The sequence below is a fragment of the Marinitoga sp. 1135 genome, from assembly GCF_013363245.1.
GTDB lineage: Bacteria > Thermotogota > Thermotogae > Petrotogales > Petrotogaceae > Marinitoga > Marinitoga piezophila.
In genome coordinates this window covers 289,592-311,323 of sequence record NZ_LBEZ01000003.1, presented here as the reverse complement: position 1 = coordinate 311,323, position 21,732 = coordinate 289,592, and the positions used below count along the sequence as shown (strand labels likewise).

Genomic DNA, 21,732 nt, shown 5'->3' with positions numbered 1-21,732 from the left:
TCCTGCCGGTCGTTGCAGACTCACATCCATGTTCGTCTTCACTCAAAATCACATCCGTGTGATTTTGACCGGCTCCACTTCGAATTTTTTCGGGAATTTTCAAGTTTTCGCTCACATTATTCTAACTATTTTCTTATAATAAATACAAACTAAAAAATTTCACTATCTAAAAGAACTTTTATTTTTAATTATTAAAAATATATTTAAATTTTAAAATCACGGAGGTGTTAGTTATGGCATATGTTATCTCATTAATGTTTTTAGTTATCTCAACAGTATGGGCAGGTTTTTACTTTTCAAAAAATCCAGAAAAAGCCAGATTATTTGCTAAAAAGGTGTTTGTCGGAAACATAGCTTTATTTGTTGCTATTTTAGTGTTTGCAGTAATAGGACTTTTCCCAACAAATGTATTTGCTGAAGGAACTACACAAGCAGCAGTAACAGATACAAATAACAACCTTGGATTAGGTCTTGTTGGTGCTGCATTGGCAACAGGACTTGCAGCTATTGGTGCAGGTGTTGGTGTAGGTATGGTAGGTGCTGCTTCAGTTGGTGCAATTAGTGAAAAACCAGAATTGTTGGGTAAAACATTGATATATGTTGGTCTTGCTGAAGGTATAGCAATTTATGGATTAATTGTTACTATTATGATTCTTGGGAGGATTTAACAATGAAATTCTTTCTTATTAGCGATAATATTGACACATCTATAGGATTGAGATTAAGTGGTGTCAATGGTGTTGTTGTTCATGAACGTGAAGAGATATTAAAAGAATTTAATAATGCAATTGAAAATAAAGAAATAGGGGTAATCTTAATAACTGAACTTGCTGCAAATAAAATACCTGAGGAGCTAAAAAATCATAAATTATCAGGTAAATTACCTTTGATTTTTGTAATTCCCGATAGACACGGTTGGCGTGGTGAAAAAGACTTTATTACCAGGTATGTTGAAGAAGCAATTGGGGTGAGAGTCCATGAGTAGTATAGAGAATAAATTAAATAAAATGATAAATTTATTAGAAAAAGATTTTGAAGTTGAATACGAATCAATGAAAGAACAATATGATGAAAAATTAGAAGAGTATAAAAAACAGATTAAAAAGGAAATTGAAGAATATAAGAATAAGAGGCTTTCAGATGTGAAATTTGAAAGTGAAAGGATAATAAAGATAGCAAAATCAAAAGTGGAATTAAAATTAAATCAAGAAAATACATATTTAAAAAATAAGTTTTTAGAAAGGATTTTAGAAAAGGTTAAGGAAGATTTATATAATCTTGATGCCAAAAGAAAAAAGTTTTTTTATCAAAAATTATATATAGAAGCAAAAAATTTAATAGATGAAGAATATGTTGTCTTATGTAATCCTGATGATATTGAAATTGTAAAGTCTTTTGTAATGGATCACGAAGTAATTGGTGATTCAAATATTGAAGGTGGAGTATTATTAAAAGGTGAAAAGGTGAATATAAGAAACACAATAGATTCATATATTGAAGAAATAAAGGGCGAAATATTCACTCTTGTTTTAGAAGAGGTAGGTGATTTAAATGCAAATTAAAGAAATAAATGGTCCTGTTGTTAAGGTAAAAGATGCAAAAACTTTATTTATGAATGAAATGGTAAGAGTTGGTAATTATAAGTTAATAGGTGAAGTTATTGGGATAGATGGAGATATTGCTACAGTACAGGTATATGAAGAGACATCTATGTTAAAACCTGGAGAACCTGTGGAATCTACAGGGAAAATGTTATCTGTAGCTCTTGGGCCGGGATTGTTAAGCAGTATATATGATGGAATACAGAGACCTTTAAATGAGTTGATAAAAAAGTCTGGATCGTTTATAGGAAGAGGAATAGATGCATTTGGATTAGATACCAATAAATACTGGGAAGTAAAGATAATAAAAAAACAAGGGGATTTGGTTGAAGGTGGAGAAGTAATTGCAGAGGTTCAGGAAACAGAACATCTTGTCCATAAAATAATGGTATCCCCAAATTTATCTGGTAAAATCGTTGAAATTGTAAATGATGGAAATTATAAAGTAACAGATATAATTGCAAAAATAGAGGATAATAATGGAAATATTCATGAAATAAAACTATATCAAGAATGGCCTGTAAAGGTCCCAAGACCTGTAAAAAAAAGATTGGAACCATCAATACCATTAGTTACAGGGCAACGTGTAATAGATATATTCTTTCCAATAAGTAAAGGTGGAACTGCAGCTATTCCAGGAGGTTTTGGTACTGGAAAAACAATTACGCAACATCAATTGGCAAAATGGTCAGATGCTGATATTATAGTGTATATTGGTTGTGGAGAACGTGGAAATGAAATGACAGAAGTTTTAGAAGAATTTCCACAGTTGAAAGACCCAAGAACAGGAGCACCTTTAATGAATAGAACTGTATTAATAGCAAATACATCTAATATGCCTGTTTCAGCAAGGGAAGCTTCCATCTATACTGGAATTACAATTGCAGAATATTTTAGAGATATGGGATATAATGTTGCGATTATGGCAGATTCAACATCAAGATGGGCTGAAGCTCTTAGGGAGTTATCAGGAAGACTTGAAGAAATGCCAGCTGAAGAAGGTTATCCTTCCTATCTTGCATCAAGAATAGGGCAATTTTATGAACGTGCTGGAATTAGCGAAAATCTCAATGGAACAAAAGGTTCTATAACAATTATAGGGGCTGTTTCTCCTCCCGGTGGTGATTTTTCAGAACCAGTTACTCAAAATACAAGAAGATTTGTAAAATGTTTTTGGGGATTGGATAAAAACCTTGCATATTCAAGACATTATCCATCGATAAACTGGTTAACGAGTTATAGTGAATATACGGAAGATTTAAATGACTGGTTTAAAGAAAATGTGAAATCCGATTGGAATGAATATAGAGATGAAGCAATGAAACTGCTTACAGAAGATGATAGATTACAACAAATTATTAAAATAGTTGGTGAAGATGTATTGCCAGATAATCAGAAATTAACGGTTTTAATAGCTAAGATGATAAAAATTGGTATATTGCAGCAAAGTGCATTTAGCGAGGTTGATTCTTATTGTCCGCTTGAAAAACAATATTATTTATTAAAAATAATAATGGATACGTATCAAAAGGCAAAGAAATATGTTGATAGGTCTATTGCATTAAGTCAGGTTTTACCACCTGAAATAATATCAAAGTTACTAACTATGAAGGAAGAAATAAAGGAAATAAAAGAATTTGAAGGTATTGAAAAGATGCTTGATGAACATTTTGAAAAACTTGAAAGTACCTATCATGATTAAGAGGTGATACAATGGCAGTACGCGAATATACAGGATTATCTCAAATAAAAGGACCACTTGCAATTATTGAAAATATAAAAGATGTAAAGTATGATGAAGTTGTAGATATAATTCATAATAATCAAAAAAGAAGCGGAAAAGTTATTATGGTTAGTGAAGATGCTGCTGTAATACAGATTTTTGAAGGTACTCAGGGATTATCTTTGGGAGATACAACAGTTAGATTTTTAGGGAAACCGCTTGAAATAAATCTCTCTCCAGATATTCTTGGGAGAACATTTGATGGTTTAGGTCGCCCAATTGATGGAATGGGAGAAATAATTTCCAAAAAAAGTGTTGATATAAATGGTTCCGCTATTAACCCAGCAGCAAGGGAATATCCAAGAAATTTTATTCAAACAGGAGTTTCGGCAATTGATAGTATGCTTACTCTTATAAGAGGACAAAAATTACCTATTTTTTCAGGAAATGGACTTCCTCATAATAAACTGGCGGTTCAAATTGCAAAACAGGCAAAATTAAAATCAAATGAAGAGTTTGCAGTTGTGTTTGGTGCAATTGGATTAAAGAAAGACGATGCAAATTTTATAATCAAAAACTTTGAGGAAAGTGGATCAATAAAAAATATGGTAGTTTTCTTAAACCTTGCCAGTGACCCAATAGTAGAAAGAATTGCAACTCCGAGAATAGCTTTAACTGTTGCTGAATATCTTGCATTTGAATTAGGAAAACACGTATTGGTTATATTAAATGATATGACAAATTATTGTGAAGCGTTAAGAGAATTATCAAATTATAGAGGTGAAATTCCAGGGCGTAAAGGATTTCCGGGTTATCTATATTCTGATCTTGCTTCAATATACGAAAGAGCTGGTATGATTAGAGGAAAAGAAGGTTCTGTTACACAAATTCCAATTCTGACAATGCCAAATGATGACATAACGCATCCCATACCGGATTTAACAGGGTTTATTACTGAAGGGCAGATAGTTTTATCAAGGGATTTACATAGGAAAAATATATATCCACCTATTAGTGTATTGCCTTCTTTATCAAGGTTAATGAAAGATGGTATTGGTAAAGGATATACAAGGGAAGACCATCCAGATATTTCATCACAGCTCTTTGCAGCATATTCAAGAGTATTTGAAATTAGGTCATTGGCAGCTATTATAGGTGAAGAAGATCTTTCTGATATCGATAAATTATATCTAAAATTTGGTAAAGAGTTTGAGGAGAAGTTTATTAATCAGGGATTTGATGAGGAAAGACCACTTGAGAAAACACTGGATCTGGCATGGGAAATGCTTTCAATTTTGCCAGAAACCGAATTAACACGTGTGAAAAAAGCATATATAGAAAAGTATTATAAACCTCAAAATGCATAAGTTTATTGCATTAAGAATGAAGGTGAAATTATGATATTCAATCAAACTATTCCAACAAAAGGAAATCTTATAAATTTAAAACAACAATATAAACTTGCCAAACAGGGGCACGATTTGCTTGAAAAAAAGAGAAATATAATAATGAAAGAGTTAGTTGATTTAATTGAACAGGCACAGGAAATACAGGAGAGAATACTTAAGATCTTTGAAATAGCTTATGAATCATTGCAACTTGCAAACCTTGATCTTGGAATAGAAAATGTAGAACAATACGCTAAGGGGGTTCCAGAATTCGATGGAATGAAAATACGATTTAGAAGTATTATGGGTGTTGAAGTACCTGAAATATATAAAAATGAGAAAAAAACAGAAATACCATATGAAATATATAGAACCGATGCAGCTTTAGATAAAGCGTATATATCTTTTAAACAGGTTCTTGAACTAATTACAGAGGCAGCAATGATAGAAAATAAAGTATATAAGCTTGCATATGAAGTAAAGAAAACAAAGAAAAGAGTTTCTGCACTTGAAAATGTTGTAATTCCACAGTTACAATCATCTATCAAATTTATTCAGGATACATTGGAAGAATTTGAGAGAGAAGAATTCTTTAAACTGAAAAAATTAAAAAAATAGTAACTTTTATCCTGTTGACAAAATATAAATTATATGATATAATAGGAATGAGATGTTTAAAAATTCGCGACCTGAGAAGAATCAGGTCGCTTTTTATTTATATCATAAATTTAAATTCAGGAGGAGAGAATGTGATTAATGTAGCATTAATAGCACACGATAAAAAGAAACTTGATCTCGTGATGTTTGTTAGAGAGTGGAAACATGTATTTGAAAGATGTAATTTATATGCAACTAATTCAACAGGAAGCTTAATAGAGGAAAAGGTTGGTTTAAAAATTACAAAATTTGCATCAGGACCATATGGTGGTGATTTACAAATAGGAGCGTTAATAACATCAGGTAATATGGATTTTGTTATATTCTTAAGAGATCCACTTACTGCTCAACCCCATGAACCAGATGTATCTGCTTTATTAAGAGTATGTGATGTTCATAATATACCTTTGGCAACAAATCTTGCAACAGCTGAAGGTTTAGTACTTGAAATAGAAAAAAAACTTAATAAGGGGGATGAAAAATGAGTACAAAAAATACTGAATACAAGGAATATACTCTTGGTGAAGAAATCGCCAACGCCATAACTCATGGTGTTGGTATTATCTTCAGTCTGGTGGCATTGATTATATTGATAATATTTTCTGCAAAAACAAATAACTTTTTGAAGACATTAAGTGTTGCTATCTATGGTTCAACTTTACTTCTTTTGTATACTGCATCTACAGTTTATCATAGCATTCAAAAACCACGAATAAAAAAATTTTTAAAAATAATTGACCACTCGTCAATTTATTTGCTTATAGCAGGAACATATACACCATTTACTCTTGTTACACTAAATGGAAAAATTGGATGGACGTTATTTATTACCATTTGGAGTCTGGCAATAGTCGGTATTATTTTAAAGATATTTTTTGTAAAGAAATTCAGAATCCTTTCAACGATTTTTTATCTGATGATGGGATGGTTAGTAGTCGTAGCTATAAAACCATTGGTTGCAAATTTACCATATGGTGGATTAATATGGCTTGTAATAGGAGGACTTGCATATACAATAGGTGCTGTATTTTATATATGGAAAAAATTGCCATATGGACATATGATATGGCACTTATTTGTTCTTGCTGGTAGTGTTGCACATTTTATTGCTGTATTTTTCTGCGTTTTACCGGAATAAAGTTTTAATATGAGAAGAAAGATTATTTTAAATATAATAATAATTTTTTCTTCTATGACATTTCCGTATAAAATTTTCATAACTCCTTCACAGGAACTCTTTTATTTTATAAAAGAGAAATCTTTTTTATCTGAAAATATAAAATTTGTTTCTTTAAGTATTTCACAACCATTTATAGATATACTCGATTCCAGAAAGACAGAAGGATTTATAGAAAATGATTTAAAGGGCGATTTAAATTATATATTGCCTGATAGAAACTATGAAGGTTATTTACACGAAAAGTTTATAATTTTTAACAATAAAAGCGTGTTATTTGGAACTGGAAATTTTACGTCAGGAAGTATTTTTGAAGACATAAATCTTTTTATATATTCTGAAGATATAAAAATTGTAAATTTATTTTTAAAAGAATTTAAAAATTTTGCATCAGGAAAATTTGGTAAGAAAAAAGAAATAATAAATGAAGAAATTTTTACAAAAGAATTTGGAAAAATAAAAATAGTTACCGGTCCTTCTGAAAACATATATAATACGGTAAAAGATTTTATTACGAATACAAATGAGTTTCTAAACATATATACCTTTTCTTTTACTGATTCAAGAATTGCGTATTTAATAGAGAAACTTTCAACAAGAAAAAATATAAAAATAAAAATATATGCAGATGATTGGAATCTGGAAAATATAAATATTCTAAGATACTTAAAAGGTGTTGAAGTAAAATTTATAAAGGATAATAAAAAAAATATGCATTTAAAAATATTAATTAATGAAAAAGGGGTATTAATTGGAAGTTATAATCTTACATATAGAGCTCGTGAAAAAAATGATGAATACCTTTTTATAGTTTTTAATAATAAATTTAAAGAAGAAATTCTTGAAAAAATTGAAAAAAGCTTACAAAAATATTAAGAATATCGAATGTTATAACTGAAATGTTTACAAATTTTATTTTTTTGTATATAATCTAAATGAAAAACTTTTTTTTGTGAGGGATTTCAATGAAAAAAAATATTAAAATACTATCTATTACTTTAGGAGCCATACTTATAATTTATGTCATATATTCAATTATGATGCCATTTAAGGTTGGGGTTATAGCCAGTCTAAATGGCAATGAAGCGTTTATGGTTTCTGATACAATAAATGGTATAGAATTGTTTAAAAAATTAAATCCTGATTCTAAAAAACTTGAAATTATTATAGAAGATGATGGGGGAAATGTCAAAGATGCGCAAAAAGCTTTTGAAAAATTAAAAAGAAAAGGTGTAAGGGTAATATTATTTGATTCATCGTCCACATTATTTGAACCTATATATAGAAAATTAAAGGATGAAAAGATTATAGGTATTGGCATTTCAATTACTGCAGATAAATTTAAAAACAAAAACGATAATTTTTTTAGGTTAAATATATCAAATGAAAATGAACAAAAAGCAATTGCTAAATATTTAAATAAAACAACAGATGAATTACTTGTGATAAAAGATTTTGAAAATCCGCTTTATATAAATAATTCTTTCGTTAATTTTAAAAAATATTATAACGGAAAAATATATTATGGTGTATTAAAAAATTCTGATATTTCAATATTGGAACAGGTTAAAAATATATACGAAGGACAGAACTTTGTGTATTTATTAATTAATTCTGTAACCAATACAGCAATGATAGCTAATTATCTTAAATCAATTAATAAAGATGTATATATAGTGATAACGCCATGGATTGATAAAAATCAACTCTCTGATTTATTAAATGTAAAAAAGAATGTTATATATTCATATTATTTAAGATATAAACCTCGAGAAGATGTAGAATTTTTTGTAAAATATAAAGAACTATATCAAAGAGAACCAACAATATATGCATGTGGTACCTACGAGGCTCTTGAAGTAATATCTAAAATTATAAAAAATAAAGGTAGAGAAGTTAATGCGATAAGAGATTCATTTTTTAAATATAGGTTTAAAACAACATTTGGTGAATTATCCTTTGATGAATATGGTGAATCTAACCATACAATTCAATTAGGGGTGTTGGAATGAAAAAAGAAATGTTTCTTTTTTTTATTATAATAATAATGGTAACGATTACGATAGCAAGACCATTGACGGTGGTTATATATAGTGCACCACCGGTTATGTATATTGATAATGGGAAGGTAAAAGGTATATTTCCGGAAATATTTGATTATATAGCTAAAAAAGAAGGAATAGATTATAAATATATTTATTTAAATTTTGCAGATGGTCTTGAATATTTAAAAAATGATCTTGCCGATATTATGTTTGGTGTGGCATATACAAAAGAGAGAGCAAAATATTTTGAATATAGCAGAGAACCTTTGCTATTTGATTGGGGACAGATATTTTCCAGAGAAAATGTTACACTTCATAGTTTTATGGATTTGAAAAATAAAAGTGTTGCTGTATTGAAAAAAGATGTATATTATGAAGGACCACAGGGGTTAAAAAAGATAGATAGTGATTTGAATTTAAATATAAAATTTAAAGAATATAATTCATATGAAGAAGTTTTTAAGAGTTTGGAAGATGGTGAAGTTGATTATGCTCTTGCCAGCAGGATTTTTGGTCTAAATACCAGAAAAAAGTATGATATAAAAGAAACACAATTGATATTGAATACAGTTGATATATATATGATATATAGTAATAAATCATTAAAACCAATTATAGATAGACTTGATTTAAGACTTAAAGAATTAAAGAGAAATGATGAATCTTATTATTATAAAATTATCAATAAATATTTATATAAAAAGCAAATTCCAACCTGGATTTTACCGGTACTTTTGCTTATAGGCATAATAACCTTTATATTAATTATTTTTATTTATCTAATGAGAAGAAATATAGAAAAAAAGACAAAAGAATTGTTAGAAAGAAATAAAGAGCTGGAGAAAAATAAAAAGAAAGTTGAAAAATTATATAACACTTTAAAACATAATATGGAAGAGCTTCAAAATACCAAGGGGAAACTCGAAGAATCTCAGGCACTTCTGGAATCATTTATAGAACATAGTATAGATGGAATATTATTTGTAAATAAGAATTTTGATGTTATACTTGTTAATAATGTTTTTAAAGAGAGGACAAGAACGGATTTTCATAAAAATATCACAAAAGGTTCTAATTTAAGAAAAATTTTTGAAGGAGAATTGTTATTTTTATTAGAATTGGAAAAAGCATATAATGAAGAAAGAAGTTTCGTTATAGAAAAACCTATAAAAAGAAGAGATGGCAGTATATATTGGGTAAGTAATAGCTATTATCCAATATATAAAGGTGGAGAAAAATATGGTGTTGCTTTAATTAGCAGAGATATTACAAAGTTAAAGGAAAATGAGATTTTACTTGAAAAACTTGCTCATTATGATTCGTTAACAGGGTTATATAATAGAAGAGCTGGCATGGAAATTTTAAAAGAACTGGCATTATTGTCAAAACGAGAAAACAAGCCTCTTGTAATAGGTTTTGTGGATGTTGACAATTTAAAAACAATAAATGATGTATATGGCCATTCTAAAGGTGATGAAGCTATAAAAAATATAGCAAATATATTAAAATCTTCTGTTAGACATTCAGATGTTGTTGCGAGATATGGTGGCGATGAATTCTTTATGGGGTTATATAATTGTACTATTGAAGATGCAGAAAGAATTAGAGATACAATAAATAAAAAACTGGAGCATTTAAATAAATATAGTTATATTCATTATAGTGTAAGTCTTGGATTTGCAAGATATATTCCAAATAGTGATATTGATGAGATTTTATTAAAAGCGGATCAGAATATGTATAGTTTAAAAAATATGAAAAAGAAATTAAAAGATAAAAGTTAATATAACAATGATTAATACCAGGTTTTAATGGTTTTGCATTAAAACCTGGTATTTTTGTTGTTTCATAAAATTAATATATCAATGATATATTAATTTTTATAAAAAATGTGATATAATATTAATAAGAAATTATATATATAATTTTTGTATATATGAAAAAGGGAGTGAAAGTATGAAAAAACTTAAATTTCATCAAACGTTAGGTTTTAAAGTAATTTTCTATGTAACAGTGGTTATAGTTCTTGGATTTTTAATAAATGGATTTTCAACACATAGAAATATTAAAAATCTAACAGACAGATATGTAAAAAATGGAATTTTAAAACAGAGTGTTGAGAGTATAGCAACAACAATGGAAACATACAGAGTTGGGACACAGGAATTACAAAATGAAATGATGAAAGCAGCTATTGATAGACTGGAAACATTAAATGATATAGCTAAAGATATAGTGAATGTATATATTGAAAAAATGAAAAAAGGAGAGATTTCAAGCGAAGAAGCAAAGAATATTATAAAGGAACAGATAAGGATTTTAAGATATGATAATGGAACAGGATATTATTTTATTTTTGATGAAACTGGAAAAACGATAATGCATGCGGCTTCACCATCTCTTGAAGGAAAAAATCTGTCTTCTTTACAATCTAAAGATGGAAAATATATAGTAAAAGAAATGATAGAGTTATCTAAAAAAGCATATGAAAAAGGGGATAATACAGCAACTCTTCAATATGAATGGGGAAAACCTGGAGAACCTGAAGATAAAAAGTTTCCAAAAATAAGTGTAATATTCTGGATTCCTGAATTTAAATGGTTGGTTGGAACAGGAGTATATATAGACGATATTGATAAAAAGTTAGCTGAAAGAAAAAAAGAATTTTTAAATAATTTGTATAATGATTTGTATACTGCTTCATATGTAGGAGATAATACATATCCTATAGTATATACCAGAGATGGTAGGTATTTTATATATAAAGATAAATCTAAAATAGGAAAGCCAGCAACGTCTGTTGATCCAAAAACAGGTAAAAAAATAGTTGATCTGGCTATAGAAAAAGGTGAAGGTTTTTATGAATATTATTATCCAAAGTCAAAAGATTCTGATAAATTGTATAAAAAGATAGCTTATGTAAAAAGGATGAGTGGGGATTTATATGTTGTTTTAGCAGCATATGAGGATGAAATATATAAACCTTTATATGATTCAACCATGCAAAATGCAGTTATTTTAGTTGCTATACTGGTTATTTTGGTTTTTGTTATTTTTTATATAATGAAGATATTAATTACAAAGTCAATAAATATGCTGGTATTAAATATTAAAAAAATTGAACAAGGAATATTAAATGAAGAAATTAAGATTACATCAAAATCAGAAATAGGACATCTGGAACAATCTCTTGAAAATATGAGAGTATCTCTTAAAAATCTTATAGAGTCAATTATAGCCGGTAATAATGAATTAAGTATAGAGAAAAACAATGTGTTAAACGCATCTAATAAATTGAGAGAAGTAACTCAAAAGGTTGAACAAACATTAGACATTGCATTAACAGAATCAGATAATGCAGCATCTTCCATTGAAGAAACAACATCAGGAATTGAAGAGGTTGCATCAGCAGCTCAGATGGTAAGCTCGGCCGCACAGGATTTAAGTCAGAAAAGTACAGATGTAGAAGAATCAGTTAAAATTGGGGAAAAAAGTATAAATGAAATTTTAGAAATAGCATTAGAGGCTAAAAATGCAGCGATAGAAAATACAAAGAGTGTAAAGAGCTTACAGGAAAAATCAGCAAATATTGGTGAAATTGTTGATACAATTATCAGCATTGCAGAACAAACAAATCTTTTGGCATTAAATGCTGCAATTGAGGCTGCAAGAGCTGGAGAAGCTGGTAAAGGATTTGCTGTTGTTGCAGATGAAATAAGAAAGCTTGCAGAAGAAACACGAAAGGCTACAGAAAACATATCAGATCTTTTAAAAGGAATAAAAGATGAAGCGGATATGGTAAGTAAGAAATCAATGAATGTTTCTGAAATAATAGAAAGGGTTTCTTCAAAAAGTTCAGAGGTTTCAAATGAATTTACAGCAATAAAAGATGCTGTTGTAAATATAGTAAGTATGGTCGAAAGTCTTGCTTCAAGCTCCGAAGAACAGAGTGCATCATCTGAAGAAATGGCAGCTGCTATGGATCAGGCATCGAAAAATGTATTAAACGTAAATGAATATGTAAGAGAGTCAAAAGAAGAATTTATTCATATAGAGAGGAGTAGTGAAGAACTTTTGAAAACTTCTCAAACATTGGAAGACTCAGTTAAAAAACTTGAAGATTTAATAAAAAGATTTAAAATTTAAATAATAAAAAAGGGACGTTTTAAACGTCCCTTTTTTATTATCCTTCGATTATTTTTACATAAAATTTTCGCATTCTTGGACCGTCAAATTCGCAAAAATATATTCCCTGCCATGTTCCTAAAAGCAATCTGCCATTTTCTATTATAACAGTTAAAGACGGACCTATTAGTGAGGATTTTATATGAGAATCAGAATTTCCTTCCATATGTGTAAATTCCTTTAAATTAGGAATAAGCTTGCTTAAAAATGATGTCATATCATATCTTACAGAAGGATCTGCATTTTCGTTTATTGTTATTCCAGCAGTAGTATGTGGAACATGAATAATTGCAATACCTTCTTTAACATTGGATTCAGAAATATAACTTTCAACTTGAGAGGTAATATCTATAAATTCATTTCTTGTAGAAGTTCTAATATGAAATTCTTTAAGCATCTAAATCACCTCTTTTACTTGAAAAAGATATTTGTTACTATTGTATAACCATTTTCATCTTTGCTAATATGAATTTTGACATTTTTCTTATCAATTTTAGCTTTTTTATAAACATAATCCCTTATCATTTTTGACATTTCATTTACATTAATATTTACATTTGTTCTTTCCATAACAGCAACATTGCCTCTGCTTTCACTTGAGACAACCCTTGTTACCTTTTCTCTCCTATTTCCAACGAGATTTTGCATTCTTTTTAAAGCAATATCTCTACTTGCTTTTTTCTTTCCGAAATTAAACCAGCCCATTCATATCACCTGCCACCAAATATCTTTTGCAGGAATCCTTTGAATCCGGTTTTTGAGGATTCTTTTAATAAAGCAAGGTCGTTTTCAATAGGATTCTCTTCACCTGAGATTCTTTTTGCTATATTCATAAAGATTTTTGAAATCTTTGATTCATCTTCCATTGTAACAGGGATTCCTTTATTTGTTGCAATAATTATTTCTTCGCTATCCGGAACAATACCTAATAATTCAACAGCAAGTCCAGACCTTATATCTTCAGGAGATAGCATTTCATTTCTATTTACCATGTGAAGTTTTACTCTGTTTACAATTAATGATATACTATCTTCATCATATTTTTCATTTTCCAATAACCCAATTACTCTATCAGCATCACTAATAGCTGTTAATTCAGGAGTTGTTACAACAATTGCGTGTTGTGCAGCAACAACAGCATTTTTAAATCCTCTCTCAATTCCAGCAGGTGAGTCAACAATTATATAATCAAAATGTTTTGAAAGTTCATTTATTATCATTTTCATATCTTCTGGAGAAATCATATCTTTATTAGCTATTTGCGAAGATGCAAGTAAGTTAAGCTTTTTTAATTGTTTGTGTTTTACAACAGCTTCAAGAGGAGATTTTCCGCCTTTTACAACATCAAGGATAGTGTAAACTATTCTATTTTCCAATCCCAATACAAGATCAAGATTTTTTAATCCAATATCCGCATCTATTAAACATACATCATATCCCAATAAAGCAAGAGAAGTGCCTATGTTAGCGGATATGGTGGTTTTTCCTACTCCTCCTTTTCCAGATGTAACAACAATTACTTTGCTTTTTTTCATATTAGCCCCCTCCAGATTGTAATTAACAAAATTTCAATTCTTATTATACAACATTTTTTCAAAATATCAAAATCTATAATTCGCAAAACATGCATTTTGCAATTTATTGAATAAATTTTATATAAAATTGAATAAAAAAGACCAACCTTTTCCAAGGTTGGTCTGTAAGAGGATATTATTCTTCAATTGAGATAGCTTGTGTTGGACATGAATCAGCTGCGTCCTGTGCGCATGGTAAATCTGTTTCTTCCATTAATGTTTCTGCTTTACCTTCGTCATTGATTTTGAATACATCTGGACAAAGGTTTTCACAAACACCACAACCGATACATGCATCTCTATCTACGAATACTTTCACGGTTAACACCTCCATATTTTAAATTTTACAAGTATATTATAACTCAAAATATAGCAAAAATTATTAAAATAATTTAACAAATTACATATTTTTTACTATATCAACAATTTTATCTACCAATTCAAGCCCTACTCTTTTTTGCGCTTCTTTTGTTGTTGCGCCAATATGAGGGGTTGCAACAACCATTGGGTGATTTAATAATTTCATTTGTATTTCTGATGTTGGAGGTTCAGTTTCAAACACATCCAATCCAGCACCAAGAACCTTTCCGTTTTCGAGGTATTTTAATAATGCTTCTTCATCGACAACTCCACCTCTTGCTGCGTTGATAATTACAACATTATCCTTCATCATTTCAAATTCTTTTTCTGAAATGAGATGTCTTGTTTTTTCTGTTAAAGGTACATGTAATGTAATTATATCAGAGTTTTTAATTAATTCTTCTAAGGATACCTGTTTTACATTATGTTCTTTTTGAACTTCTTCTGGAATTTCGAAAACATCAAAAACAAGCACTTCCATATCAAAACCTGTTACTAATTTTCTTACTAATTTTCCAATATTTCCAAATCCTACTATACCGAGGGTTTTTCCTGTTAATTCAAAACCCTTTAATTTTTTCTTTTCCCATTTTCCTTCTCTTAATGTAACTGTTCCTGTTACTAAATGTCTGTATACTGAAAGCATGTATCCAACAACTAATTCAGCAACTGATAATGAATTTGCACCTGGTGTATTTATAACCTTTATTCCTTTTTCTTTTGCTGCTTCAAGGTCTACATTATCTAACCCCATACCTGCCCTTGCAATTAATTTTAAATTAGTTCCATTTTCGATAACTTCCTTTGTTGCTTTAGTTGCACTTCTTACAACCAAAACATCAAAATCTTTAACCTTTTCAATTAATTCATCTTTTTCAAAATGTTCTATTGTTATTTTTGCTTCAGGTAAAGCAGCCTTGAGCTTTTCTGTTGCTTCACTATCAAGAGGATCATTTATATGAATCCACATATTAAACACCTTCTTTCATGAATACTTCCTGTGCTGCTTTAACACCTACACCTAATTCAACATCAAATCCGAATTTCTTTAATGCCATTTCAAGAGCACTTATTCCAACAATTACATCGTATTTTGACATATAACCAAGATGTGCAATTCTTATTATTTTACCTTTTAAGTGATTTTGACCACCAGCAAATGTTACTCCTTCTTCATCTCTTAAATATTTTAATATTTTACCTCCATCAACACCTTCAGGAACTTTTACTGAAGTTAAAACATTTCCAGGATTTTTAGCAAATAATTCTAATCCCATTGCTTGAACTGCAGCTCTTGTGGCATCAGCCATAATTCTGTGTCTTTCCCATACATTTTCAATACCTTCTTCTTCAATCATTTGAACTGATTTTGCTAATTGATATACTAGGTTAACTGGTGGTGTGTATGGTGAATCTGGATATTTCTTTTTGTATGCTTTTAAATCAAAGTAATAATGATAATTTTTATTTTCGTCGATTACTTTCCATGCTTTATCGCTAACTGATATTAAAGCGATACCTGGAGGCATCATAAATCCTTTTTGAACACCTGTTACTACAATATCAAGATTCCATGCATCCATTTCTAATGGTTGAGCTAACATACCACTAATAGCATCTACAACCATTATTGCATTTGTATCTTTAACTATTTCAGCAATTTCTTTTATTGGATGAACTGTACCTGTTGATGTTTCACTTAATGTTGTAAATACAGCTTTTACATCAGGATTTTTTTCTAATAATTCTTTTATTGTTTCTGGTTTTACATAATCTCCCCATTCAAGGTCAACTACTATTGGATCTATTCCATAAGCTTTTGCAATTTCCATCCATCTTTCTCCGAATTTACCTGCTACAACAACTATTGCTTTATCTCCTGGATTTAAGGTATTTGCAACAGCTGTTTCCATAGCTCCTGTACCTGAAGAGGATAAAATAAATACAGGATTTTCAGTTCTGAAAATATATTTAGCACCATCTAAAGCAACCTTTTGAATTTCTAAATACTGAGGTGTTCTGTGGTGAATTGTATCCTTTGCACCTTCTAATAATAAATCAATTGGAACTGGTGTTGGACCTGGTGCCAACAAATAATTTTTTCTTATCATCTTTGCCATTTTTATATCCCTCCTTATTGGATTGTAATTTTCCATCTTATTATACCATACTTATTTTACCTCAAAAACTTTACAAAGCAACGGTTATTCTCGAAATTTATCAAATAATGAAAAATTTTTCATTATATTTGTCTTTTTTGCATTTTTCCTATTTTTTAGTATAATTAAAGATGAATTAACAAAAAGGAGGTTTTTTATATGTATGTTGAAAAAATGAAAGATTTAAACTATGATATTAAAGATACTGCAATTTTATGTGTTGATTGCCAAAATGGTTTTACTCTTAGATGTCCAGAAGAATTGCCTGTAGAAGGTACGGATGAAAAATGGATAGAAAAGGTTAATGAATTTATAGCGGAAGCAAAAGATATTGGTTATACCATTATTGCAAGTAAAGATGATCATCCTGAAAATCACAAATCATTTAATGAATGGCCACCTCATTGTATAAAAGGAACATATGGAAATGAATTATTTATAAAACATTATGATTTCCTCGTAAAAAAAGGAACAACAGAAAATACAGATAGTTATTCAGCATTTTACGAGGATATGGAAACAAAAAATGAAACAGAACTGGATAAATTTCTTAGAGAAAATAACTTTAAAAAACTTATTATTTTTGGACTTGCTGGTGATGTATGTGTCCTTGCAACAATTAAAACTGCAATTAAAAAAGGATATGATGTTGCTGTAATTGAAGATTTCATAAAAAGTGTAAATGGAAAAAGTATGAAAGAAATTTTGGACTTAGAAAAATTAAAGGTTAATATTGAAATTATTTAAATTAAAATCATATAATAAAATTATTTGAATATGGATTTTTATTTTTTTAATAATACCACTTGACTTTTTTAAAGTTAAGTGGTATTATTTATTATGTAAATAAAAATTTTTAAATTCCTGGAGGTGACATGATGAAGAAAAAACGTTTAACCAGATGTCCTGTATGTGGTGGTGATCTTGTTATTTCTGAATTTAGATGTCCAACATGTGATATTACAATAAAAGGTAGTTTCCACCTTGATGATTTTGCAAAACTTTCAGATGAACAATTATATTTTTTAAAGATATTTATTAAAAACAGAGGAAATCTTTCTGATGTTCAAAAAGAAATAGGCATATCATATCCAACAGCAAAAGCAAGGCTTGAAGGTGTTGTAAGGGCTATGGGATTTGATGAGAAAAAGAATACAGTTGATACCTTGAAAATCCTTGAAAAAATAGAAAAAGGAGAACTTACTCCTGAAGAAGCCAAAGAAATCTTAAAAGGAAAGGGGAATAAAGAATGAATGGAATCTTAACGCGGGATGGAGTGAAGAAGATTGTTATTAAAGCAGTAGGTATTGATCTTGATGTTGTTTCATCAAAAAATGAAACAAATATTTTTGAGTATGATGATCTTCCATCGGATTGTGAAATTGTTGAAAACGTAAAAGGAGATACATGGATTATCGAGGTAAAAAAAGAAGAAAATTCCTTTTTAAAGAAATTTTTTGGATTTTCAGGTGGAGTATATGGTGATGCAACATTAAAAATTTCTAAAGATATTGAAGAACTTTCAATTAATAGTGTTACCGGTGATTGTGACTGTAACGGCATAACTTTAAAAAAATTTGATATAAAAACTGTTTCTGGAGATACTGACATAAATAACTCTTCCATTGATGTAATCAATTTTTCAAGTACCAGTGGTGATCTTGATATTTCAAAAACTCCATGTAAGGTTATAGACTTTAAGAATGTTTCTGGTGATTTAAGTGTGGATTATTTAATCGAAGACTTTGAAAAGGTTTATGTAAAGAATGTTTCTGGTGATTGTGATTTAGTTATTGCTGGAAATGAAAAGGTTTATGTAAATAAAAAAACAGCAAGTGGAGATATATATTTAAAAGGTATAGATGTGGAATTTAATCAAAAAAGAGAAAATAGAATAATTGATTTTATAAGTGTTTCTGGTGATTTAAATATTGAATTAAAAAGAATTGAAAATGTTGAAAAAATAAACAAGGAGAATAATAAAGTTAATGAAAATTTAAAAGACTCTTCTAATTTAAAGGAGGAAAATATGGTATTAACAATTGAAGAAAAGAAGATTTTAGAGTTATTGCTTACTGAAAAAATAACACGTTCTTTTGCCATAGAACTTCTTGAAAGTATAGGTTATACAGAAGAAAATGCTGTTAAATTCCTTGATGAAATGCTTGGAGGGGGAAATAAATGAAAAAGGTATTACTGATTATTATGGTTATATTATCTTTTGTGATAGTATTTTCAGCAAAATATACAATTGATTTAACCTTTCTTCCTGATGAAGCAGCTGTTTGGGGAAATATGACTGTTGAATTGGAAAATGGCGAAAAACCTCAATTTATATTATATCCAAATTTGGATAGCAAAGACAATCCATATCTAAATGCATTATTTGAATCTAATAGTAAAACAAAAATGGAGATTTTAACGGTTACTGATGAGAAAAATGAACCTCTGGATTATACAATTGGAGATTATAACTCTAAATATTTGAGAAAATATCAATTGAAAAATAGCGTGTTACTTGTAAAAACAGATAAAAGGAAGATACATATCAAGTTTAAAACATATTTTGTAAAAATGAACGGTGCTGATAATGTTGCATATCAGGACATATTTATATGGCGTTTTGGATGGTATCCAATGATACTTCCAGAGAATGGCGGATATGTATTAAAAGCGCATAATATAAAAGTTAGGTTTAATTCTATTAATAATAAAGATTATATTCCTGTATTTTCTGGCAAATATATAGATGGTTATTATGTTTCAGAAGGAAAATTTCGTTCTTTTCCAATAGTGTTTGTGAAAAAAAACGTTTATAATGAATTAAAGCTTAAAGCCAGAGATTATGAAATTTCTATCTGGTATAAAAAAGGCCAGGAACAAAGAGCTGCTGTAATGGCAACGCATGTAATAAAAGCGCTTGAAATACATACAGAAAATTATGGGAAATTAAAGTATTCTCATATAAATGTAGTTCAGGATCCATATCCGGGAATGTATGGAATGGCAGCAGATGGAATGTTTTTGCTTGGGGATGGATTTTTTACCACAGCAGATTTATTATTGCCGGGATTGACTGAGCCACTTACATTTTATGTAGTATCACATGAATTGGCACATCTCTGGTTTGGAATAGGTGTTGGCGTTGATTTTTTTGACAATAATTTCATGAGTGAGGCTTTTGCAGATTATTCTGCGCATATTTCCATGTTTGAAAAGTATGATAATGATCCATTAATGAACTTTTATTTGCCAGATTTTTTAACAGAATCTCTTGTTAAAAATATGCCCAAAACATTTTCAGAAATGGATCAAAAAAGTATATTTTATTTAGAGTATTTTGATATAGAAAATGCAGTTTCTGATAACATTGATGAAATTCCATATAACTTTGCTTCCTCAATTTATTATATAAAAGGAAAAAGAGCATTATTTTCTTTAGAAGAACTATTAACCAGAAAGAAATTCACAGAACTACTTGCGAAGTATTATAAACAATATAATGAGAAAGATCCTTCAGAGGAAGAATTTTATGAATTTCTTATAAAGAATGGAGTTAAAAAAGAAATTGTATATGATTTATTTGAAAGTAAAGAGAATTTCGATCCATCAATAAAATATCAGGATAATCATTTCGTTATAGATTTAGATAATAAGCATGTTCCAGTTAGAGTTCAGGTTATAACTAAAGAGGCTACAATAGATTTTGTAACAACAGATAGTACCGTATTAAAATACGATATTTCCAATATAAAAAGAATAGATATTGATCCTGATATGCATACATTTGATGTGAATAGAAGAAACAATCATTATCCTGTAATAATAAAATCAAATTTAATTCCTGAAAATTCAAATTATTCAGATTATGATTCGTATTCTATAAATTTTGAAACAGATTATGAACCAATAAATATTTTAGAATCAAAAAGTACGGCTTATTTAGCATTTGAAGCATATCCATATTATTCTTTAGGTGTAGGATATTTTTCATTAATGAAAAAACCAAAAGATTTCTATTCATGGTTTGATAAAAAACTAATATATGAAGGTATTTATTTTATTGGTAAATACAATCCGTCACCATGGCTTTCACTTTCATCGGACTTTTCATTTGATTATATTAATAAATTTCAGGAATTTAATGTTGATTTATTATTTGCATTACCTCAAAAACTTGATATAGGATTACCTTCAAAAATATTAACAGGGAATAAAGCTTTTTATGGTGGTTTAAAACTTTTTGATTTAGAAAATTATTATGTATATACTGGATTTGAAGTTTCTGAATTATTTAATTCAGGATTATATACAAATGGTAGTTATTATTTTATGAATGAAGATAATGAATATAATTATGGAATTATTGGAAATGCAGCATATTTCTTTGATAATTATTCAAAGTTTTTTAATTCTTTCAGTATAGAAGTTGCATATTCAAATGCTGAGATGTTTAATGCGCTTAATGGCAGGGAAGTAATATTTGATGAAGAATTTCCAAATACATTTACTTTTGAATTTAGCAAGGTTAAATATTATTATGGATTGGATGTTGAATTGTTTCATCAGACTTTTTATGCTGAAAATCGTTTAAATGTATATAATCTATTTTCTTTAGGTAATGTAAATATATCATTGAATGCTTTATATAAATATACCGATGAAAAGAATTTATTAGGGACATCAATTGTATTATCGCCAAAACTTTATTTCTTAACCGATTCAATGATTCCTTTAAATCTCGAACTTGCAGGATTCTATTCTCCAGAATTAAATAAATATAATCTAACCTTATCATTAACAACAACATTGAATGTAGCTATAAGAAATTTAATACAGTAATAAATTTAATTACTTTTCTCT

22 protein-coding genes are annotated in these 21,732 nt (G+C 28.8%); 16 read left to right on the top strand and 6 right to left on the bottom strand.

Annotation, left to right across the window (positions count from 1 at the left end; translation table 11 throughout):
* The first annotated feature begins 233 nt into the window (after positions 1-233).
* From XO10_RS02915 to XO10_RS02860, 12 genes are all read left to right on the top strand, one after another.
* On the top strand, positions 234-668 hold the full coding sequence (locus XO10_RS02915) for an ATP synthase subunit C (RefSeq protein WP_175418138.1): 435 nt from the start codon (positions 234-236) through the stop codon (positions 666-668).
* Between the two features lie 2 nt (positions 669-670).
* Complete coding sequence (locus XO10_RS02910) at positions 671-985, top strand: V-type ATP synthase subunit F (protein ID WP_014296077.1); 315 nt, start codon at positions 671-673, stop codon at positions 983-985.
* Positions 978-1,562 (top strand): V-type ATP synthase subunit E, encoded by a 585-nt coding sequence (locus XO10_RS02905; RefSeq protein WP_014296076.1) that lies wholly within the window; start codon positions 978-980, stop codon positions 1,560-1,562. The genes XO10_RS02910 and XO10_RS02905 overlap by 8 nt, the downstream gene beginning before the upstream one ends.
* On the top strand, positions 1,552-3,303 hold the full coding sequence (locus XO10_RS02900) for a V-type ATP synthase subunit A (RefSeq protein ID WP_075780330.1): 1,752 nt from the start codon (positions 1,552-1,554) through the stop codon (positions 3,301-3,303). Before XO10_RS02905 ends, XO10_RS02900 begins: the two co-directional genes overlap by 11 nt.
* Positions 3,304-3,314: 11 nt before the next feature.
* Positions 3,315-4,691, top strand: coding sequence for a V-type ATP synthase subunit B (locus XO10_RS02895; protein ID WP_014296074.1), 1,377 nt, complete (start codon positions 3,315-3,317; stop codon positions 4,689-4,691).
* A 30-nt stretch (positions 4,692-4,721) separates the two neighbouring features.
* Positions 4,722-5,330 (top strand): V-type ATP synthase subunit D, encoded by a 609-nt coding sequence (locus tag XO10_RS02890; RefSeq protein ID WP_014296073.1) that lies wholly within the window; start codon positions 4,722-4,724, stop codon positions 5,328-5,330.
* Between the two features lie 131 nt (positions 5,331-5,461).
* Entirely contained in the window at positions 5,462-5,854 is a 393-nt protein-coding gene (locus XO10_RS02885; RefSeq protein WP_014296072.1) for a methylglyoxal synthase, read from the top strand.
* Entirely contained in the window at positions 5,851-6,507 is a 657-nt protein-coding gene (locus tag XO10_RS02880) for a hemolysin III family protein (RefSeq protein ID WP_175421102.1), read from the top strand. The genes XO10_RS02885 and XO10_RS02880 overlap by 4 nt, the downstream gene beginning before the upstream one ends.
* A 9-nt stretch (positions 6,508-6,516) precedes the next feature.
* On the top strand, positions 6,517-7,422 hold the full coding sequence (locus XO10_RS02875) for a phospholipase D-like domain-containing protein (RefSeq protein WP_175421101.1): 906 nt from the start codon (positions 6,517-6,519) through the stop codon (positions 7,420-7,422).
* Positions 7,423-7,511: 89 nt separating this feature from the next.
* A complete protein-coding gene (locus XO10_RS02870; RefSeq protein WP_075780329.1) occupies positions 7,512-8,558 on the top strand; it encodes an ABC transporter substrate-binding protein in 1,047 nt (348 codons plus the stop codon).
* Positions 8,555-10,375 (top strand): diguanylate cyclase, encoded by a 1,821-nt coding sequence (locus XO10_RS02865; RefSeq protein WP_175421100.1) that lies wholly within the window; start codon positions 8,555-8,557, stop codon positions 10,373-10,375. The genes XO10_RS02870 and XO10_RS02865 overlap by 4 nt, the downstream gene beginning before the upstream one ends.
* Positions 10,376-10,547: 172 nt before the next feature.
* Entirely contained in the window at positions 10,548-12,737 is a 2,190-nt protein-coding gene (locus tag XO10_RS02860; protein ID WP_175421099.1) for a methyl-accepting chemotaxis protein, read from the top strand.
* A gap of 37 nt (positions 12,738-12,774) precedes the next feature.
* On the opposite strand, the gene XO10_RS02855 is transcribed toward XO10_RS02860, so the two are convergent.
* The 6 genes from XO10_RS02855 to XO10_RS02830 form a co-directional block, all read right to left on the bottom strand.
* Positions 12,775-13,173, bottom strand: a complete 399-nt coding sequence (locus XO10_RS02855; protein WP_014296066.1) for a secondary thiamine-phosphate synthase enzyme YjbQ — start codon at positions 13,171-13,173, stop codon at positions 12,775-12,777.
* Positions 13,174-13,187: 14 nt separating this feature from the next.
* Positions 13,188-13,481: a hypothetical protein gene (locus XO10_RS02850; protein ID WP_014296065.1), complete on the bottom strand. Its 294-nt coding sequence runs from the start codon at positions 13,479-13,481 to the stop codon at positions 13,188-13,190.
* 5 nt (positions 13,482-13,486) lie between these two features.
* Positions 13,487-14,311, bottom strand: coding sequence for a septum site-determining protein MinD (minD, locus tag XO10_RS02845; RefSeq protein WP_014296064.1), 825 nt, complete (start codon positions 14,309-14,311; stop codon positions 13,487-13,489).
* Positions 14,312-14,486: 175 nt separating this feature from the next.
* Positions 14,487-14,669 carry a ferredoxin gene (locus XO10_RS02840; protein ID WP_014296063.1) on the bottom strand — a complete coding sequence of 61 codons (183 nt, stop codon included), beginning with the start codon at positions 14,667-14,669 and terminating at the stop codon, positions 14,487-14,489.
* 81 nt (positions 14,670-14,750) lie between these two features.
* Positions 14,751-15,680 carry a D-2-hydroxyacid dehydrogenase gene (locus tag XO10_RS02835; protein ID WP_175418133.1) on the bottom strand — a complete coding sequence of 310 codons (930 nt, stop codon included), beginning with the start codon at positions 15,678-15,680 and terminating at the stop codon, positions 14,751-14,753.
* Between the two features lies 1 nt (position 15,681).
* Complete coding sequence (locus XO10_RS02830; protein WP_014296061.1) at positions 15,682-16,830, bottom strand: alanine--glyoxylate aminotransferase family protein; 1,149 nt, start codon at positions 16,828-16,830, stop codon at positions 15,682-15,684.
* Between the two features lie 198 nt (positions 16,831-17,028).
* Here XO10_RS02830 and XO10_RS02825 point away from each other — a divergent pair, with 198 nt between their 5' ends.
* The 4 genes from XO10_RS02825 (at position 17,029) to XO10_RS02810 (ending at position 21,711) form a co-directional block, all read left to right on the top strand.
* Positions 17,029-17,616 carry an isochorismatase family protein gene (locus XO10_RS02825; protein WP_014296060.1) on the top strand — a complete coding sequence of 196 codons (588 nt, stop codon included), beginning with the start codon at positions 17,029-17,031 and terminating at the stop codon, positions 17,614-17,616.
* Positions 17,617-17,747: 131 nt separating this feature from the next.
* Positions 17,748-18,122 carry a DUF2089 domain-containing protein gene (locus XO10_RS02820; protein ID WP_014296059.1) on the top strand — a complete coding sequence of 125 codons (375 nt, stop codon included), beginning with the start codon at positions 17,748-17,750 and terminating at the stop codon, positions 18,120-18,122.
* Positions 18,119-19,054 (top strand): DUF4097 family beta strand repeat-containing protein, encoded by a 936-nt coding sequence (locus XO10_RS02815; protein ID WP_014296058.1) that lies wholly within the window; start codon positions 18,119-18,121, stop codon positions 19,052-19,054. Before XO10_RS02820 ends, XO10_RS02815 begins: the two co-directional genes overlap by 4 nt.
* Positions 19,051-21,711, top strand: coding sequence for a M1 family aminopeptidase (locus XO10_RS02810; RefSeq protein WP_175418132.1), 2,661 nt, complete (start codon positions 19,051-19,053; stop codon positions 21,709-21,711). The genes XO10_RS02815 and XO10_RS02810 overlap by 4 nt, the downstream gene beginning before the upstream one ends.
* The last annotated feature ends 21 nt before the right edge of the window (positions 21,712-21,732 follow it).

Coding starts and splice junctions, on each gene's coding strand:
- XO10_RS02900 (WP_075780330.1), top strand. CDS start 1,552: ATGCAAATTAAAGAAATAAATGGTCCTGTTGTTAAGGTAAAAGATGCA.
- XO10_RS02830 (WP_014296061.1), bottom strand. CDS start 16,830: ATGGCAAAGATGATAAGAAAAAATTATTTGTTGGCACCAGGTCCAACA.
- XO10_RS02825 (WP_014296060.1), top strand. CDS start 17,029: ATGTATGTTGAAAAAATGAAAGATTTAAACTATGATATTAAAGATACT.
- XO10_RS02910 (WP_014296077.1), top strand. CDS start 671: ATGAAATTCTTTCTTATTAGCGATAATATTGACACATCTATAGGATTG.
- XO10_RS02870 (WP_075780329.1), top strand. CDS start 7,512: ATGAAAAAAAATATTAAAATACTATCTATTACTTTAGGAGCCATACTT.
- XO10_RS02860 (WP_175421099.1), top strand. CDS start 10,548: ATGAAAAAACTTAAATTTCATCAAACGTTAGGTTTTAAAGTAATTTTC.
- XO10_RS02820 (WP_014296059.1), top strand. CDS start 17,748: ATGAAGAAAAAACGTTTAACCAGATGTCCTGTATGTGGTGGTGATCTT.
- XO10_RS02810 (WP_175418132.1), top strand. CDS start 19,051: ATGAAAAAGGTATTACTGATTATTATGGTTATATTATCTTTTGTGATA.
- XO10_RS02835 (WP_175418133.1), bottom strand. CDS start 15,680: ATGTGGATTCATATAAATGATCCTCTTGATAGTGAAGCAACAGAAAAG.
- XO10_RS02815 (WP_014296058.1), top strand. CDS start 18,119: ATGAATGGAATCTTAACGCGGGATGGAGTGAAGAAGATTGTTATTAAA.
- XO10_RS02855 (WP_014296066.1), bottom strand. CDS start 13,173: ATGCTTAAAGAATTTCATATTAGAACTTCTACAAGAAATGAATTTATA.
- XO10_RS02905 (WP_014296076.1), top strand. CDS start 978: ATGAGTAGTATAGAGAATAAATTAAATAAAATGATAAATTTATTAGAA.
- XO10_RS02880 (WP_175421102.1), top strand. CDS start 5,851: ATGAGTACAAAAAATACTGAATACAAGGAATATACTCTTGGTGAAGAA.
- XO10_RS02850 (WP_014296065.1), bottom strand. CDS start 13,481: ATGGGCTGGTTTAATTTCGGAAAGAAAAAAGCAAGTAGAGATATTGCT.
- XO10_RS02915 (WP_175418138.1), top strand. CDS start 234: ATGGCATATGTTATCTCATTAATGTTTTTAGTTATCTCAACAGTATGG.
- XO10_RS02890 (WP_014296073.1), top strand. CDS start 4,722: ATGATATTCAATCAAACTATTCCAACAAAAGGAAATCTTATAAATTTA.
- XO10_RS02895 (WP_014296074.1), top strand. CDS start 3,315: ATGGCAGTACGCGAATATACAGGATTATCTCAAATAAAAGGACCACTT.
- minD (WP_014296064.1), bottom strand. CDS start 14,311: ATGAAAAAAAGCAAAGTAATTGTTGTTACATCTGGAAAAGGAGGAGTA.
- XO10_RS02875 (WP_175421101.1), top strand. CDS start 6,517: ATGAGAAGAAAGATTATTTTAAATATAATAATAATTTTTTCTTCTATG.
- XO10_RS02865 (WP_175421100.1), top strand. CDS start 8,555: ATGAAAAAAGAAATGTTTCTTTTTTTTATTATAATAATAATGGTAACG.